This window comes from Streptomyces sp. NBC_01237 (assembly GCF_035917275.1).
In the GTDB taxonomy this organism is placed as follows: domain Bacteria; phylum Actinomycetota; class Actinomycetes; order Streptomycetales; family Streptomycetaceae; genus Streptomyces.
In genome coordinates, this window is the sequence record NZ_CP108508.1 from 4,920,544 (window position 1) to 4,933,459 (window position 12,916).

At 71.7% G+C, this 12,916-nt stretch carries 15 protein-coding genes; 11 read left to right on the forward strand and 4 right to left on the reverse strand.

Annotation, left to right across the window (positions count from 1 at the left end):
- The first annotated feature begins 5 nt into the window (after positions 1–5).
- From OG251_RS21800 to ygfZ, 6 genes are all read left to right on the forward strand, one after another.
- Positions 6–713, forward strand: coding sequence for a hypothetical protein (locus OG251_RS21800; protein WP_326678747.1), 708 nt, complete (start codon positions 6–8; stop codon positions 711–713).
- Positions 710–1,597: a hypothetical protein gene (locus OG251_RS21805; protein WP_326678748.1), complete on the forward strand. Its 888-nt coding sequence runs from the start codon at positions 710–712 to the stop codon at positions 1,595–1,597. Before OG251_RS21800 ends, OG251_RS21805 begins: the two co-directional genes overlap by 4 nt.
- Positions 1,594–2,520 carry a hypothetical protein gene (locus OG251_RS21810; protein ID WP_326678749.1) on the forward strand — a complete coding sequence of 309 codons (927 nt, stop codon included), beginning with the start codon at positions 1,594–1,596 and terminating at the stop codon, positions 2,518–2,520. The genes OG251_RS21805 and OG251_RS21810 overlap by 4 nt, the downstream gene beginning before the upstream one ends.
- A 235-nt stretch (positions 2,521–2,755) precedes the next feature.
- The gene (locus OG251_RS21815) at positions 2,756–3,328 is read left to right on the forward strand and encodes an FABP family protein (RefSeq protein ID WP_326678750.1); all 573 of its coding nucleotides are present in this window, start codon (positions 2,756–2,758) and stop codon (positions 3,326–3,328) included.
- A gap of 46 nt (positions 3,329–3,374) precedes the next feature.
- Positions 3,375–3,815, forward strand: coding sequence for a Fur family transcriptional regulator (locus OG251_RS21820; protein ID WP_326678751.1), 441 nt, complete (start codon positions 3,375–3,377; stop codon positions 3,813–3,815).
- Between the two features lie 124 nt (positions 3,816–3,939).
- Entirely contained in the window at positions 3,940–4,905 is a 966-nt protein-coding gene (gene ygfZ, locus OG251_RS21825) for a CAF17-like 4Fe-4S cluster assembly/insertion protein YgfZ (protein WP_073720471.1), read from the forward strand.
- A gap of 61 nt (positions 4,906–4,966) precedes the next feature.
- Here the strand turns inward: ygfZ and dtd are convergent, their stop codons facing one another.
- Entirely contained in the window at positions 4,967–5,416 is a 450-nt protein-coding gene (gene dtd, locus OG251_RS21830; RefSeq protein WP_326678752.1) for a D-aminoacyl-tRNA deacylase, read from the reverse strand.
- Positions 5,417–5,531: 115 nt separating this feature from the next.
- Between dtd and OG251_RS21835 the strand changes: the two genes are divergently transcribed.
- Genes OG251_RS21835 through OG251_RS21845 form a run of 3 tightly spaced genes read left to right on the forward strand, consistent with a single transcriptional unit; the run spans position 5,532 to position 8,526 of the window.
- Positions 5,532–6,212, forward strand: a complete 681-nt coding sequence (locus OG251_RS21835) for an RsiG family protein (protein ID WP_326678753.1) — start codon at positions 5,532–5,534, stop codon at positions 6,210–6,212.
- Positions 6,213–6,261: 49 nt separating this feature from the next.
- Complete coding sequence (locus tag OG251_RS21840) at positions 6,262–7,248, forward strand: asparaginase (protein WP_326678754.1); 987 nt, start codon at positions 6,262–6,264, stop codon at positions 7,246–7,248.
- A gap of 24 nt (positions 7,249–7,272) precedes the next feature.
- Positions 7,273–8,526, forward strand: a complete 1,254-nt coding sequence (locus OG251_RS21845) for a GNAT family N-acetyltransferase (RefSeq protein WP_326678755.1) — start codon at positions 7,273–7,275, stop codon at positions 8,524–8,526.
- Positions 8,527–8,663: 137 nt separating this feature from the next.
- Here OG251_RS21845 and OG251_RS21850 read toward each other — a convergent pair whose 3' ends face one another.
- Entirely contained in the window at positions 8,664–9,437 is a 774-nt protein-coding gene (locus OG251_RS21850) for an ABC transporter permease (RefSeq protein WP_326678756.1), read from the reverse strand.
- Positions 9,430–10,443 carry an ATP-binding cassette domain-containing protein gene (locus OG251_RS21855; RefSeq protein WP_326678757.1) on the reverse strand — a complete coding sequence of 338 codons (1,014 nt, stop codon included), beginning with the start codon at positions 10,441–10,443 and terminating at the stop codon, positions 9,430–9,432. Before OG251_RS21855 ends, OG251_RS21850 begins: the two co-directional genes overlap by 8 nt.
- Positions 10,444–10,541: 98 nt before the next feature.
- Between OG251_RS21855 and OG251_RS21860 the strand changes: the two genes are divergently transcribed.
- Together OG251_RS21860 and OG251_RS21865 are read left to right on the forward strand one after the other, a co-directional pair.
- Complete coding sequence (locus OG251_RS21860; RefSeq protein ID WP_326678758.1) at positions 10,542–11,312, forward strand: TetR/AcrR family transcriptional regulator C-terminal domain-containing protein; 771 nt, start codon at positions 10,542–10,544, stop codon at positions 11,310–11,312.
- Between the two features lie 107 nt (positions 11,313–11,419).
- Complete coding sequence (locus tag OG251_RS21865; RefSeq protein WP_326678759.1) at positions 11,420–12,073, forward strand: TetR/AcrR family transcriptional regulator; 654 nt, start codon at positions 11,420–11,422, stop codon at positions 12,071–12,073.
- A gap of 161 nt (positions 12,074–12,234) precedes the next feature.
- Here the strand turns inward: OG251_RS21865 and OG251_RS21870 are convergent, their stop codons facing one another.
- Positions 12,235–12,909 carry an HAD family hydrolase gene (locus OG251_RS21870; protein WP_326681349.1) on the reverse strand — a complete coding sequence of 225 codons (675 nt, stop codon included), beginning with the start codon at positions 12,907–12,909 and terminating at the stop codon, positions 12,235–12,237.
- Positions 12,910–12,916: the final 7 nt, after the last annotated feature.

Below are 12,916 nucleotides of genomic sequence, written 5' to 3' on the forward strand. Positions count from 1 at the left end.
CGACCTTGCTCATCGCCGCCGCCGCGCTGCTCGGCATCACCGGTGGCGCCGCCGTCGGTTACGGCATCCAGGCCGAGCGCGCACCGACCCCGCTGGCCGCGCTGTCGCAGCCGGGCCTCGGCTACCCGGCGAAGCCGCTGCCCGCGGACAAGGTCCCGGCCCCGCTGCCCGTCGCGCAGGACCGGCAGGTCAAGACGGACGGTGACCTGCGCAAGCTGCTGGTGGACCGGCCCAAGGGCGCCAAGAGGTCGGTCCTGGAGCTGGGCATCGACGACGGCTGGACGCCGCTCGACACCTATGCCCGGGACTTCGACAGCGAGGACTACATGTTCGAGACGATGGCCGAGGGCGACTTCCGCCGGGTCGCGTCGGCCGCGTGGCGCCAGGGGCAGTACCGGGACACCGCCGTCAACCTCGTCCAGTTCCGCTCCGGATCGCAGCTGGGCGCGAGCGATCACTTCGACGGCCAGATGGACTACATGCCGTTCGACAAGGACGGCGCGGGCAACGAGGGCGACCCGATCAAGGGCAGCGGCAAGGGCCGTTACTTCCTGTTCGAGGTCGAGCGGAAGGCGGGCTACATGCCCTCCTACCGCGCCAGGGCCCTGGCGCTGCGCGGCGACATCATGCTCGACATCAACATCTTCGACACCACGCCGATCAGCAAGAAGGACATCCGCAAGCTGGCCGAGCGACAGCTGGAGCGGCTGTGAACGACGAGATGAGCCCCGGCACGAGTCCGGACAACGACCCGACGGCTTCCGGCACGAGCCCGGAGAGCGATGCCGCACAGAGCGGCCCCGAGCAGAACGGCGCCGCACAGAGCGGCCCCGAGCAGAACGGCCTTCCGGCCCGGCCCGGCAGGGCGCGGCGGCTGGTCCTCACCGCGCTGCCCTTCGTCCTGGTCCTCGGCGCGGTCGGTGGCGCCGCCGCGTACACCAAGAGCACCGTGGACGGCGCCGACCGCACCGTCACCACGTCCGTCTGGGCGAAGACCGGGGACAAGCCCGCCGAGGACCCGGCCGGTGGCCCCGACCGCGGCCGGGCCACCACCGCACTGAGCAAGCTGCTGCTGCCGGTCCCCAAGGGGTACCGGCTCGGCCCGGACATCGGTGAGTTCGGCAACGACAGCGAGACGAGCGGCAAGAAGGCCACGGCGGCCATGAAGGAAATGGGCCGCGGCCTGGCGGGCAAGCAGCGCCGGGAGCTGGACAAGCGCATCGACCGCCTCCGTATCCAGGGCATCGCACAGCGCTCGTACACCTCGGACGCCAATGACCTGACCGTCGAGATCCACATCTCGAAGATGCGGGACAGGAAGGCCGTCCACGACACGTACGCGGGTCAGAAGGAACTGATGGACTCCTTCGGGGGCTTCCGGAAGGGGCCGAGGATCGAGGGCCACAAGAAGGCCACCTGCTACCGGATGCCGAAGGACGGCAAGGACAAGCTCGACGGGGTGTTCTGCCTCGCCTACGACGGGGAGGCGTACGTCTCCGTCACGGCGAGCGGCAGCGAGCCGTTCAGCACGTCCGACGTCGCCGATCTGGTGAAGGACCAGCTCGACCACATCAAGTCTCCGGGGGAGTACGTATGACCGAGCAGACGGTGACGGCGGCACCGGAGCCCGAGGTGCCCGCGTCCGCGCCGGAGGCACCCGTGTCCGTGCCGGAGACCGCCGCAGGGATACCCGCGGGGATACCCGCGACGGCACCTCCCGTACCCGGGACCCCTCCCGCCGCCCCGCCGCAGGGGCCGAAGCCGCCGCGGCGCGTGCTGCGGGCCGTGGCGCGCTGGACCGCCGCCGTGCTGGTGCTCGGCTCGGTCGGCACCGGTACGGCCCTCGGTCTCGCGTCGATGGAGCGCACCGACGTGCCGGGGCTCGCCACCGAGGGCGACGGGCGCTGGGAGTACCCGACGCTGTCCCTGCCCGCGCTCCCGGCCGGTTCGCCGCGACCGTTCAGCGACGGCAATCCCGCCGAGGTGCACCACGCCGACCTGCGGAAGCTGCTGCTGCCCGCCCCGGCCGGAGCGACGGCGGACAAGAAGCTGACCGGGGGCTGGGTCCCCACCGGGCAGTTCCTCGCGGAGTTCCGGAAGGACAAGCGGGACGCGCTGTCCCAGCTCCTCAAGGACTCGGCCCTGCGGCACATCGCGGCCCGGGGCTGGACCATGCCGGACGGCACCGTGTCCCGCACCTATCTGCTCCAGTTCAACTCCGCGGGCTTCGCGGGGGCGCTCCGCGACGACCTGTACGTCGGGGTCTCGTCCGGCATCCCGATCGTCGGCACCGACGTGATGGAGCTGGACGAGTCCTGGAACGCCGCGGACAAGGTCCCGGGCGTCACGCCGTACGTGTTCAGCGAGAAGGCCCCGTTCGGCGGCGAGCACGTCCGCCAGGCGTACTCCGTCGCGGGCGACACCCTCGCGCTGGTCATCCACACCCGTAAGGGCAAGGAGGAGACGGCGCGCATCCCGTTCCAGCAGTCGCTGATCCTCCAGAACCAGCTGCTCGGCTGAGGACCTGAACGAGAGAGCCGGGCCCCTACCCATTAGGCTGGGGCCCGGCCCTGTACTGCCGCCATTCGCTCGTTCCGAGGAGCCCCCGTGCTTGAGGCATTCTTCTCCGCCCTGCTGATCCTGGTCTGCGTCGGCGTGCTCGCGTTCGCCGGTGTGACCGTGAAGAAGCTGTACCAGGGCCAGCGCTGACCCTCGTAGAACTCCTCCGCTCCCTCACAGATCGTCTGAGACGCCCATGATCTCGATTCCGTCCGACCTCCACCCGGACCTCGTCCCGCTGGCCTTCCTCCTGGGCAACTGGGCGGGCGCGGGTGTGTCCGACTTCCCCGGTGCCGAGAAGTGCAACTTCGGCCAGGAAGTCACCTTCAGCCACGACGGCCGGGACTTCCTGGAGTACGTGTCGCACACCTGGGTGCTGGACGAGGAGGGCAATCAGGTCCGGCCGCTGGAGTCCGAGTCCGGCTACTGGCGCATCGACAAGGACCGCAAGGTCGAGGTCGTCATGGTCCGTGACCAGGGCATCGTCGAGATCTGGTACGGCGAGCTGGCGGACCAGAAGCCGCAGATCGACCTGGTCACCGACGCGGTGGCCCGTACGGCGGCCTCCGGCCCGTACAGCGGCGGAAAGCGCCTCTACGGGTATGTGAAGAGCGACCTGATGTGGGTCGGCGAGAAGTCCACCCCCGAGGTCGAGCTGCGCCCCTACATGTCGGCGCACCTGAAGAAGGTCGTCACTCCGGAAGAGGTCGCCGAGATGGCGCGGAACCTCGAGGACATGCCCGACGACGGCATCGCGTTCTTCAAGTAGTCCGCGAGGCTGCGGCAAGGTGCTCACCCGGACCTACACTGGCCCTGTGGTGAGCACCGACTGGAAGACCGATCTTCGGCAGCGTGGCTACCGGCTGACGCCTCAGCGTCAGCTCGTCCTGGAGGCCGTCGACGCACTGGAACACGCGACGCCCGACGACATCCTCTGCGAGGTGCGCCGGACCGCGTCCGGCGTGAACATCTCCACCGTGTACCGGACCCTGGAGCTCCTGGAGGAGCTCGGGCTGGTCAGCCACGCCCATCTCGGGCACGGCGCTCCGACGTACCACCTGGCCGACCGCCATCACCACATCCATCTGGTCTGCCGGGACTGCGCGGACGTCATCGAGGCCGATGTCGACGTGGTCGCCGACTTCACCGCCAAGCTCCGCGACAGCTTCGGCTTCGAGACCGACATGAAGCACTTCGCGATCTTCGGCCGCTGTGCCGACTGCACCGCGAAGGCGAAGTCCCCCGCGGCCGAATAGATCCCGGCCGGGTCCCAGGGGCTGTCCCGTGGGCGCAGCCGAATAGATCCCGGCAGGGTCCTAGGTACAAAGGCCCGGTGCCCGGCCGGGGCGGCCGTCCGCCGCCGGGTCGTAGGCTGGGCGCATGAAGAGCCCCCTGCTGTCCCTGCCCGGCGCAGTCCCCGCCGAGGGCCGCGACGAAGGTGTTGCCGCGCACTACGGCGACCTGTTCCGCGAGCAACGCGCCCTCGCCGACGGCAACGGTTTCGTCGACCTCTCCCACCGGGGCGTCGTCACCGTCAGCGGCGACGACCGGCTGAGCTGGCTCCATCTGCTGCTCACCCAGCACGTCAGCGACCTCGCCCCCGGTCAGGCCACCGAGGCGCTGATCCTGAGTTCGAACGGGCACATCGAGCACGCCATGTACCTCGTCGACGACGGCGAGCGGGTGTGGATGCATGTCGAACCGGAGACACAGGGCGAGCTCATCGCCTACCTGGAGTCGATGAAGTTCTACTACCGGGTCGAGGTCGCCGACCGTACCGAGGACATCGCCGTCGTCCATCTGCCGGCCGGTTCCATCGCCGAGGTGCCCGAAGGCGTCGCCGTACGGGAGACGCCGCACGGCCGGGACCTGTTCCTGCCCCGCGCGGACCTGGAGACGTACGCCGCCGGGCACGGTCCGGCGGCGGGCATCCTGGCGTACGAGGCGCTGCGCGTCGAGGCGCACCGCCCGCGCATCGGCTTCGAGACCGACCACCGCACCATTCCGCACGAGCTGGGCTGGATCGGTACCGCCGTCCACCTCCAGAAGGGCTGCTACCGGGGGCAGGAGACCGTCGCCCGCGTCCACAACCTGGGGAAGCCGCCGCGCCGGCTGGTCTTCCTGCACCTGGACGGCAGCGAGGTGCACCTGCCCGGACACGGCACGCCGGTACGGCTGGCGGCCGACGGGGCGGAGGGGCGGCAGCTCGGCTTCATCACCACCTCGGCCCGCCACCACGAGCTGGGCCCGATCGCCCTGGCACTGGTGAAGCGGAACGTGGCCGTGGACGCGGAACTGATCGCGGGGGACACGGCCGCCGCCCAGGAGACGGTCGTCGAGCCGTAGTTCCCCTACGCACCCGCGTCCACCGCCGCCGGTGCGGGGGCGCCTTCGCACCCCCGCACCGCTACACCTCGATCAGTACGGTGAACGGGCCGTGATTCGTGAGCGAGACGCGCATGTCCGCACCGAACCGGCCCGTCTCCACATGTGCGCCGAGCGCCCGCAGCTGCGCCACCACCTCGTCGACCAGCGGTTCGGCGATCTCGCCGGGCGCGGCTGCGTTCCACGTGGGCCTGCGGCCCTTCCGGGCGTCCCCGTAGAGAGTGAACTGGGAAATCACCAGGAGGGGGGCATTCGTATCCGAACAGGACTTCTCGCCCTCCAGGACACGCACCGACCAGAGCTTGCGGGCGAGCTGCGCGGCCTTCTCCGGGGTGTCCCCATGGGTGACCCCCACCAGCACACACAGTCCCTCGCCGACGATCTCGCCGACGGTTCGGGTCCCCGACGGGTCGTCCGCGGTGCCTGCCACGGTGACGCTCGCGCCGTCCACTCTCTGTATCACTGCACGCATACAGACCAACCTATCTTGGGCTGAACGGGTACAGATCAACAGCGTGGGCCCCCCGGCAGGTGGCACGATGCACGATGGCGGTGTGCCGACGCACCGGTTGAGGGGACGGAACAGCATGAGTACATATGGAGCCGGACAATCTCCCGGTGCCGTACCGGTGCCACGCGCCAGCACCATGCGGCCACCCGTGCAGCGGAGCGTACCGGGCCAGGGACCCGTGCCCCCGCCCCCGGCCGGTCCGGGGGCCGTGCCCGCCGGGTCCGTACCCGAACAGGGGGTGTCGCCGGTGGCGACGGCCGCGGCGGGGGAGGACGGCCCGCCCGCCGGGTTCGCCGGGCTGCGGCTGCCGGAACTGCGGGCGCTGCGCCGCGACGCGCAGCGCGACGAGGCCGACCTCAGCTACGTACGCCGGCTGGTGCAGGGCCGCATCGACATCCTGCGGGCCGAGCTGGCCCGCCGCAGGGACCCCGAGACGCCGGTGGTGGACCGGCTCTCCGAGATCCTGGCCGACGCCCCGTCCCGGCACCGCACCTCCGCCCGGCACGTCACGCTGACCACGCCGCGCAGCGACGAGTACCGCCGGCTGGCCGCGGAGACGCTCGCCGAGGTCGAGCTCTCCGACCTGGACGCCCGGACGGACGAGGAACTGCACACGGCGATGGGGCGGCTCATCCGCTATGAGCAGCAGGTTTCCCGGCGCCGTCACCAGCTCCAGCGCACCGCGGACGATTGCGGCGCGGAGATCGCCCGCAGGTACCGTGACGGGGAAGCACAAGTAGACGACCTGCTCGCCTGAAGCGATCCTTCCGGGCGCGGGTCCCGCACCCCGTCCCCGGAAGGCCACCATGACGTCGATCGGCGCCACCTCCGACATAGCCCCCGCCATAGCCCCCGCCCCGCCCGTACTGGCCGAGGTCGTACGGTCCGGGTTCACCGAGGGCCATCACCGGGGCTCGCTGGTCGTGCTGGCCGCCGACGGCAGCGTGGAGTGGACGCTCGGCGATCCGGCGGCGCCGGTCTTCCCGCGCTCGTCCAACAAGCCGATGCAGGCCGCCGCGATCCTGCGGGCCGGGCTCGAACTGTCCGGGGAGCGGCTGGCACTGGCCGCCGCGAGCCACTCGGGGGAGCGGTTCCACCTCGATCTCGCCCGGACGATGCTGGCCGAGCACGGGCTGAGCACCGATGACCTCCGGACCCCGCCCGATCTTCCGCTGGACCCGGTGGAGGCGGAGGCGTATCTCGCCGCCGGGCACGTCCGGGAGCGGATCACGATGAACTGCTCCGGCAAGCACGCGGCGATGCTGGCGGTCTGCGTACGCAACGGCTGGGACACCGCGACCTACCTCGATCCCGCGCACCCGCTCCAGCGTCTGGTGCACCAGGTGGTCGAGGAGGCGGCGGGCGAGCCGGTCGCGGCGGTCGGCACGGACGGCTGCGGGGCCCCTCTGATGGCGATCGGCCTGGTCGGGCTGGCGAGGGCGTTCCGGTCGTTCGTGCTGGCGGAGCCGGGGACGGCGGAGCGCCGGGTCGCGGACGCGATGCGCGCGCACCCCGAGTACGTCGCCGGTACCCGGCGTCCCGACACCTGGCTGATGCGGGAGGTGCCGGGGACGCTCTCGAAGATGGGGGCGGAGGCGGTGCAGGCGGTGGCGCTGGCGGACGGCCGGGCGCTGGCCTTCAAGATCGACGACGGCTCGGGGCGGGCACTCGGCCCGGTGCTGGCCCGCACGCTCGAACTGCTCGGCGTGGACGCCCCGGTGGTGTCCCGGATCGGCCGGGCGCCGCTGCTGGGCGGGGCGGCGGAGGTCGGCGAAATCCGCACGACATTCTGACGGCCGTATGCCTAGCGTGGGGGCATGAGCCCTGAGGTCCGTACCGTTACCGCCACCGAATATCCCGACTGGATGCGTGCCGTGGGCACCGGCTTCCTCCGCGCCGCGAAGCCGTCGGAGGAGGAGATCGCGGGGCGGCTGGCCCACACCGACCTCTCGCGCGTGCGGGGGGCGTTCGATGGCGGGCGGTGCGTGGCGACGTTCCGCTCGTTCGCCCAGGAACTGACCGTCGTCGGCGGTGCGACGGTGCGGGCCGACGCGATCAGCGGGGTGACGGTGACGCCCACCCATCGCCGCCGCGGACTGCTGAGCCGGATGATGGCGGCGGACCTGGCGGCGGCGAAGGAACGCGGCGAGGCCGTCGCCACGCTGATCGCCGCCGAGTACCCGATCTACGGCCGGTACGGGTTCGGCCCGGCCACCTGGACCGCGGAGTGGGATATCGACGTCCCGAGGGCCGGTCTCGACCCCCGTTGGGCGGGCCCGTCCGCGGCGGACGGCGGCGGCAGGATCGAGATGGCCGACGGGGCGGAGATACGGAAGCTGGGCCCCGGACTCCACGCCCGCCTCGCCGCCCGACGGCCCGGTGTCATCAGCCGGGACGAGCGCTGGTGGGAGCGCGGCACCGGCGTGGACGTCCCCGCGCACGAGGGCTGGACCGAGCCGTTCTACGCGGTCCACCGTGCCGCCGACGGTGAGGTCGACGGCCTCGTCGTCTACTCCACCGACGACAACTGGGGCGACGGCAAGCAGCCGTTGAACAAGGCGACCGTGCGGCAGTTGATCGGGGTGACCCCGGCGGCGGAACGGGCGCTGTGGCACTTCGTCTGCTCGATCGACTGGATCACCACGGTCCGTTCCGGCTACCGGGCCCCCGACGATCTGCTGCCCCTGCTCCTCCCGGACCCCCGCGCCGCCCGCATCGTCACCCTGGCGGACTGGCTGTGGGTGCGTGTCCTGGACGTCACCCGGGCGATGGAGGCCCGTACGTACGCCGCCGAGGCCGATCTGGTGCTGGAGATCCACGACTCCGCGGGCCTGGCGGGCGGCCGTTTCCGGCTGGACGTCTCACCGTCCGGGGCGAGCTGTGCCCCGACCACGAGGAGCGCCGATCTGACCCTGGACGTGCGGGAGCTGGGTGCGCTGTACCTGGGTGACGAGTCGGTGCGGCGGCTGGTGGACCTGGGCCGGGTCGAGGAGAACCGGCCGGGCGCCGCGGACTCGGCGGAACTGGCACTGCGGACGGGGCGGCGCCCCTGGTGCCCGGACGTGTTCTGAGACGCGGTGCGGGCACGCGGCGGTGAGCGTGCGGTGCCGGTGTCCTGTCGGGGTCCGTGCGTGCGGTGCCGGTGTCCTGCCCGGGGCCGTGCGTACGGTGCCGGTGTCCTGTCGGGGTCCGGTACCGTGCCGGTGCCCTACCGGGTCCGGGCCCTGAACAGCACCCCCGAGAGCGCCACCGCCACCAGCAGGATGCCCGCCGCCCAGGTCAGCGCGATCCAGGGGGTGTTGCCCACCGGCTGGTTCAGCAGGAGCCCGCGCAGGGACTCGATGGCCGGGGTGATCGGCTGGTGGTCGGCGAAGCCGTGCAGCCAGCCGGGCATCGAGTCGATCGGGACGAACGCGCTGCTCGGGTACGGCAGGAACGACATGAAGAACGTGAATCCGCCCGCCGCCTCCGGGGTCCGGGCGAGCAGGCCGATCGCCGCCGAGATCCAGGACAGCGCCACGATGTAGGCCAGGAGCACGGCGGCCACGGCGAGCCAGCCGCCGACGGTGGCCGCCGGGCGGAAGCCGATCAGCACGGCCACGCCGAAGACCAGTGTCGTGGAGACGAGGTTGCGTACGGTGCTCGCCACCACATGGCCGGCCAGCACCGACGTACCGCCCACGTCCAGCGAGCGGAAGCGGTCGATGATGCCGCCCTTCATGTCCTCGCTGACGGCCACGGCGGTCGTGGCGGAGCCGAATCCGGCGCACAGGAGCAGCACTCCGGGGACGACGTACATGACGTACGAGTCGTACCGCGTGCCGGTGTCGATCGCGCCGCCGAAGAAGTAGACGAAGATCAGCATCAGCATGATCGGGAGCATCATCGAGGTGATGACCGCGTCGATGTTGCGGCGGCTGATGCGCAGGCTGCGGCCGGTCATGACCGCCGCGTGGCCGAGGGCTCCGGATGCGTCAGACATGGGCCGGTACCTCCGTGGTGAGGGCCAGGAAGACATCGTCGAGGGTGGCGGTGTGCACGGTGAGGCGGGCCACTTCGGTGCGGGCGGGGTCGATCTCGTCCAGCAGGGCGCGGACATGGGCCGCCGTGCCGTCCGTGGGCAGGCCGAGGGTGAGCGTCTCGGGGGAGTGGTGGACGGCGCGTCCGGCCAGCCGGAGATACGCCTCCCGGCTGGTGAGGACGAGATCGAGGCGGTGCCCGGCGATGCGTGTCTTGAGGCTGTCGGCGGTGCCCTCGGCGACGATCCGGCCCTTGTTCAGGACGGCGATCCGGTCCGCGAGCTGGTCGGCCTCCTCCAGGTACTGGGTGGTGAGCAGGACCGTCGCGCCGCGTTCGGCGAGCCCGCGGACGACCTGCCAGAGCTGCTGGCGGCTGCGCGGGTCCAGGCCGGTCGTCGGCTCGTCGAGGAAGAAGACGCCGGGCTCGGGCGATCCGACGAGGCCGGCCGCCAGGTCGAGCCGGCGGCGCATGCCCCCGGAGTACGTACGCGCCTGACGGCGGGCCGCGTCGGTCAGGTCGAAGCGGATGAGGAGTTCCTCGGCCCGGCGCCGGGCGGCGCTGCGGGAGAGGCCGGTCAGCCGGGCCATCATGCGCAGGTTCTCCTCGCCGGTCTGTGTCTCGTCGACGGCGGCGAACTGCCCGGTCAGGCTGATGGAGCGGCGTACCCGGTCGCGCTCGGCGACGATGTCGTACCCGGCCACGCGTGCGGTGCCGGAGTCCGCCGCGGTGAGCGTGGCGAGGATGCGTACGGCGGTGGTCTTGCCCGCGCCGTTGGGGCCGAGCAGGGCGAACACGGTGGAACGCTCGACGCCGAGGTCGATGCCGTCCAGCACCCGTACCGCCGGTTTTCCGTAGGACTTGGTGAGGCCGTGGGCCTCGATGGCGTACCGGCCCGTGGCCCGTGCGTCGCTCCGTCGGCTTCTGTCGCTCTCGATGATCACGATCGATCCCCCTTCTGCGTATGCCATACGCGTTACTGTGTAAGCATTACGCAAAACTAGGATGGTGGTCAAGCGGGGGATCGGGGCCGGGGCCGGGAATCGGGAAAACGGGAAAAGGGGATTCGGTGGCGGAGAAGAGTGACGCGCCCGGAGCGGGCGACCTGCCGGCCAGCATCGAGGCCGCGTGGGGACTGCGCGAGCGCCCGGTCAAGGGCCCGAAACCGGGCCTGAGCCTGGAGCGGATCGTGGCGGCGGCGGTCGCGGTGGCGGCGTCCGAGGGGATCGCCGCCGTGTCGATGGGGCGCGTGGCCAAGGATCTCGGCGCGTCGACGATGTCGCTCTACCGGTACGTCTCCGCCAAGGACGAGCTGTTCCTCCTCATGCAGGAGGCGGCCATGGGCCCGCCCTCGCCGCTGCCCGCCCTGGAGGCCGGGGCGGGCTGGCGCGAGGCGATCTCCGAGTGGGCCTGGGCGCAGCGCGCGATGTTCCACCGGAACCTGTGGATGCTGCGCATCCCGATCGCGGGCCCGCCCGCGAGCCCGCACTCGGTCGCCTGGTGGGAGCAGGGGCTCCAGGCGCTGGAGAGCAGCGGCCTGCCCGAGGGCGACAAGATCTCGGTGATCCTCCTCATCGCCGGATTCGTGCGGAACGAGGCGCTGTTGATGAGCGAGATCGCCGCCGCCGTCGAGGCGCGCGGCGTGCCGCCCGAGGAGGTCATGGCCGGGTACGAGCGCACCGTGAAGCGGCTCGTCGATCCCGTACGGCATCCGGCGCTCTCCCGGCTGCTGAAAACCGGCGTGATGAGCGAGCCGGACGAACCCGACTACGAGTTCACCTTCGGCCTCGCCAGGCTGCTGGACGGGATCGAGGCGCTCGTCCGGGAGCGGGGGCGGTAGGGGCGGGTGCGAGGGGGGAGGGCGCGGTGGACAGGTGGGGCGGGGGCCGCAGGCAGTCGTCCGCTACATCAAGTCCGCTTGAGGTAAAGGGCGTAGGCTTTGCCGTCATGAGTGGAGAGAAGGCCGGAACCGGGGCGTCGGCGCATGTGCCGGTCGGTCTGCGGGAGCGCAAGAAGCAGCTGACCTATCAGGCGGTCTCCGACGCCGCGATCGCGATGTTCCTGGAGCGGGGCTTCGACAAGGTCTCGGTGGCGGAAGTGGCGGCGGCGGCCGACATCTCCAAGCCGACGCTCTTCCGGTACTTCCCCACCAAGGAGGACCTGGCGCTGCACCGGTTCGCCGACCACGAGGACGAGGCGGCCAGGGTGGTCGCGGGGCGGGCGCCCGAGGAGACACCGCTGATCGCGCTGCGCCGCCACTTCCTGGCCGGGCTGGAGGAGCGGGACCCGGTGACGGGGCTCTGCGACGCCCCGGAAGTGCTCGCCTTCCACCGGCTGCTGTACGGGACGCCGGCACTGGTGGCCCGCCTGTACGCGTACCAGGGCCGCTCCGAGGCGGCGCTCGCCCATGCCCTGGGCGGGGACGGGGTCGCCGAGCGGCTCGCCGCCGGGCAGATCATCGCCGTACTGCGCATCCTGGCCGAGGCGAACTGGCGGCGGATCGACGCGGGGGAGAGCGCGGGGCAGGTGTACGCGGGGGCGGTACGGGCGGCCGATCTGGCGTTCGCACAGCTGCGGGCGGGGCTGGAGCAGGGGCGGTAGGGGCGGGGCGGACCTGTTCGCCGGGCGGGTGGTCAACCCTGTCGGTCAGCGGGTCAGCGGGTCAGCGGGTCAGCGGGTCAGCGGGTCGGCGGGTCAGCGGGTCAGCAGGTCGGGTCAGCGGGTCGGCACCTCGGTAGGTCAGCCGGACAGCACCTCGGGGCTCATGCTTCCCGCCCTGCCCCGCCCCGCCCCGCCCCGCCCGTCAGGACGGGCCTCAGCGCACGTTCCAGATCGGCCGGTTCGTGAAAGAGCGCGCCGGTCATGCCCAGGGCGACGGCCGCCTCGACGTTCTCGCGCCGGTCGTCCACGAACAGGCAGCGCTCCTTCGGTACGCCAGCCCGCGCGGCGGCGATCTCGTAGATCGCCCGGTCCGGCTTGGCCACGCCCTCCACGGCGCTGCTCACCACCTGGTCCGCCAGATCTGACAACCCCAACGAGGCGAGGTCCTGGTCCAGTTGGGACGAGGCGTTGGTGACGAGCACCAGTGGGACGTGGGCCCTGGCCCGCCTCAGCAGCGCCACCACCTCGGTGTCCGCCCGGAACGGGGCCCGTGCGAGCGCCCGGCCCAGCTCGCGGGCCCGCTCGCCCGTCACCCGGCCGTCCGCCGGACCCTCTGCCGCGCCCGTCCCCCGATCCGTTCCCCGGTCCGTCAGTCCGTGGGCGATGGCTTCCACCCACTCGTCCGTGGTGATCCGGCCGAGGAGGAGGGGGAGATCGACCTCGGGGGCGAAGGCCACCTCCATGGTCGTGCCCTCCGGAAGGCCCGATGCCCGCTCCAGCTCCGCCAGCCGCGCCGTGTCGTAGAACCGGATCACGTTGTCAAGATCGCAGAGCACCGCGTCG

Coding starts and splice junctions, on each gene's coding strand:
- OG251_RS21810 (WP_326678749.1), top strand. CDS start 1,594: ATGACCGAGCAGACGGTGACGGCGGCACCGGAGCCCGAGGTGCCCGCG.
- OG251_RS21815 (WP_326678750.1), top strand. CDS start 2,756: ATGATCTCGATTCCGTCCGACCTCCACCCGGACCTCGTCCCGCTGGCC.
- ygfZ (WP_073720471.1), top strand. CDS start 3,940: ATGAAGAGCCCCCTGCTGTCCCTGCCCGGCGCAGTCCCCGCCGAGGGC.
- dtd (WP_326678752.1), bottom strand. CDS start 5,416: ATGCGTGCAGTGATACAGAGAGTGGACGGCGCGAGCGTCACCGTGGCA.
- OG251_RS21835 (WP_326678753.1), top strand. CDS start 5,532: ATGAGTACATATGGAGCCGGACAATCTCCCGGTGCCGTACCGGTGCCA.
- OG251_RS21840 (WP_326678754.1), top strand. CDS start 6,262: ATGACGTCGATCGGCGCCACCTCCGACATAGCCCCCGCCATAGCCCCC.
- OG251_RS21845 (WP_326678755.1), top strand. CDS start 7,273: ATGAGCCCTGAGGTCCGTACCGTTACCGCCACCGAATATCCCGACTGG.
- OG251_RS21850 (WP_326678756.1), bottom strand. CDS start 9,437: ATGTCTGACGCATCCGGAGCCCTCGGCCACGCGGCGGTCATGACCGGC.
- OG251_RS21855 (WP_326678757.1), bottom strand. CDS start 10,443: ATGGCATACGCAGAAGGGGGATCGATCGTGATCATCGAGAGCGACAGA.
- OG251_RS21865 (WP_326678759.1), top strand. CDS start 11,420: ATGAGTGGAGAGAAGGCCGGAACCGGGGCGTCGGCGCATGTGCCGGTC.